This is a genomic window from Moorena sp. SIO2C4, from assembly GCF_010672485.1.
GTDB lineage: Bacteria > Cyanobacteriota > Cyanobacteriia > Cyanobacteriales > Coleofasciculaceae > Moorena > Moorena producens.
Window position 1 is genome coordinate 1 of record NZ_JAAHGN010000933.1, and the last position, 3,045, is coordinate 3,045.

Consider the following 3,045-nt stretch of genomic DNA (forward strand, 5'->3'; position numbering starts at 1 on the left):
AGTGAATGCCTCCGAAAAGGTTCAAGTGATTGGTACTGATGCCGATGGTCGGTTACCCAGCGGCTTGTTTACTCAAGCTCAAGGAACAGGAAATGCAGGAGAGTTGAAGAGGAACAAAACTTTCAAAGTCCCCCAAAGTTGGGGGATTTAGGGGGCATTCCCATCAGCAACGCCCAGCCAGAGAATTTTAGTAAAACTCCGATGGTCATGATTATTGACCAGTTTGAAGAGTGCTTCACTATGATTCAACCTGACCAACGCCAGGAATTCTTTAACGGTTTAATTGAATTAATCGAGAATACAGACAATTTAATTGTTTTAATTGCCATGCGCTCTGACTTTCGGGGGCGGTTGCGAGAGTATCCTAAATTAGTAGAGAAGATTAATAGACCATTAATTAATGTTGACCACTTGAACCATGAGGAAATTGAAGAAGCGATCGCACTACCGGCGGAATTAGTAGGATTAGGGATTGAGGGGAGATTAAAACAGCAACTGATTAACGATGTCGAAGATTATCCAGGTAGCCTTCCCCTGCTCCAATATACTCTGACGGAATTATGGAAACAGTCAAGACAGCAGCAGGAAACGTTTTTACGGTTAGAAACCTATCAACAGTTAGGGGGAATTGAGGGAACTCTGGAAAAGAAGGCAAATCAGGTATTTGATAGTCTCTCCCAGGTAGAACAAACTGTGGCTAGGCGTTTGTTGTTGGAATTAACTCAAGTGGGAGAGACTCTCGATACCCGTAGACGAGTACGCCTGGGGGAGTTAGTCAATTCTCATCACAGTTTAGAACTGCTCGATGCTGTTAGCCAGACCTTAGCCAGTTCAGACAACCGCTTGATTACTAGAAGTCATCAAGAAAATTCCCAGGATGTGGTTTTGGATGTGGTACATGAAGCCTTGATTCGCCACTGGGGAAGGTTGCTGGAGTGGAAGCAGACTTACACAGAGGGGATGGTGGTGGAACGCAAGCTGGAAGCGGCGGCGCTTGAATGGCAAGAGAAGGGAAAGAAGCGTGATGATGCCGGTTTACTGTTGCTTGGGGGGAGGTTAATAGAAGCCCAGGAGTATTTAAGAAAGTATGGTGAATTGGGGATGTTGAATGGGCTGGCGGAGGAGTATATTGAGGTCAGCCGTCACAAGCACAAGCAAATGACCCGTAACCGCTGGTTAGGGGTGGCAGGGTTTATTGCTGTGTTGGTATTGGGGACAGTTGTTTCAACGGTTTTTGGATTGGAGTCTAGTAAACAGGCGAGAAAGGCAGAAGAAAGTGAAATTAAAGCCCTGAGTCAATCTTCAGAACTCTTGTTTAGCTCAAAGCAACCCTTTGATGCTCTAAAAGAGAGTTTAAGGCCAGTAGGAAAACTCCAAAAGACAAAAAGGGTAAAAGGTGATACTAGAATACAAGTGATCGCTAAGTTGCAGCAATCTCTCTATGGCGTCAACCAGTATAATAGCCTGGATAAACATACTGATACTGTCACTAGCGTGGCCTTTAGCCGAGATGGCATGACTATCGCTTCTGCTAGTTGGGACAACACCGTGAAACTATGGAATCTACAAGGCAAACACCTGCACACCCTCACTGGACATAGGGAACCTGTCACTAGCGTCACCTTTAGCCCAGATGGCATGACTATCGCTTCTGCTAGTTTGGACAAGACGGTGAAACTATGGAATCTACAAGGCAAACACCTGCACACCCTCACTGGACATAGCGAACCTGTCAATAGCCTCGTCTTTAGCCCAGATGGCATGACTATCGCTTCTGCTAGTTTTGACAACACCGTGAAACTGTGGAATCTCAAAGGCAAACCCCTGCACACCCTCACTGGACATAGCGAACCTGTCACTAGCGTGGCCTTTAGCCGAGATGGCATGACTATCGCTACTGCTAGTTGGGACAAGACTGTGAAACTGTGGAATCTCAAAGGCAAACCCCTGCACACCCTCACTGGACATAGCGAACCTGTCACTAGCGTGGCCTTTGGCCCAGACGGCCAAACTATCGCTTCTGCTAGTTGGGACAACACCGTGAAACTGTGGAATCTCAAAGGCAAACACCTGCATACCCTCACTGGACATAGCGCAGATGTCACTAGTCTCGCCTTTAGCCCAGATGGCATGACTATCGCTACTGCTAGTTTGGACAACACCGTGAAACTGTGGAATCTGCAAGGCAAAGTACTGCAAACCCTCACCGGACATAGCCAATATCTCATAACCGTCGCCTTTAGCCCAGACGGCCAAACTATCGCTTCTGCTAGTGATGACAACACCGTGAAACTGTGGAATCTCAAAGGCAAACCCCTGCACACCCTGACTGGACATAGCGAACCTGTCACTAGCGTGGCCTTTAGCCGAGATGGCATGACTATCGCTTCTGCTAGTTTGGACAACACCGTGAAACTGTGGAATCTCAAAGGCAAAGACCTGCACATCCTCACTGGACATAGCGCAGATGTCACTAGCGTGGCCTTTAGCCGAGATGACCAGACTATTGCTACTGCTAGTTGGGACAAGACGGTGAAACTATGGAATCACCAAGGCAAACACCTGCACACCCTCACCGGACATAGCGATTGGGTGAATAGCGTCGTCTTTAGCCCAGATGGCATGACTATCGCTACTGCTAGTGATGACAACACGGTGAAACTGTGGAATCGAGAAGGCAAACCCCTGCAAACCCTCACCGGACATAGCAATTGGGTGAATAGCGTCGTCTTTAGCCCAGATGGCATGACTATCGCTACTGCTAGTGATGACAACACGGTGAAACTGTGGAATCTCAAAGGCAAACACCTGCACACCCTCACTGGACATAGCGAACCTGTCAATAGCGTCGCCTTTAGCCGAGATGGCATGACTATCGCTTCTGCTAGTTGGGACAACACCGTGAAACTGTGGAATCTCAAAGGCAAACACCTGCACACCCTCACCGAACACAACGCAAATGTCACTAGCGTGGCCTTTAGCCCAGATGGCAAAAACATCGTATAGGGAAAGATGTTAAAATTCGGTGTGCGCCCAACCACAAAA

General features: G+C 47.7%; 1 pseudogene. It reads left to right on the top strand.

Going from position 1 to position 3,045, the window contains the following annotated elements:
* Positions 1 to 111: 111 nt before the first annotated feature.
* A pseudogene (locus tag F6K20_RS31615) lies at positions 112 to 3,006 on the top strand (WD40 repeat domain-containing protein); the annotation flags it as partial.
* Positions 3,007 to 3,045: the final 39 nt, after the last annotated feature.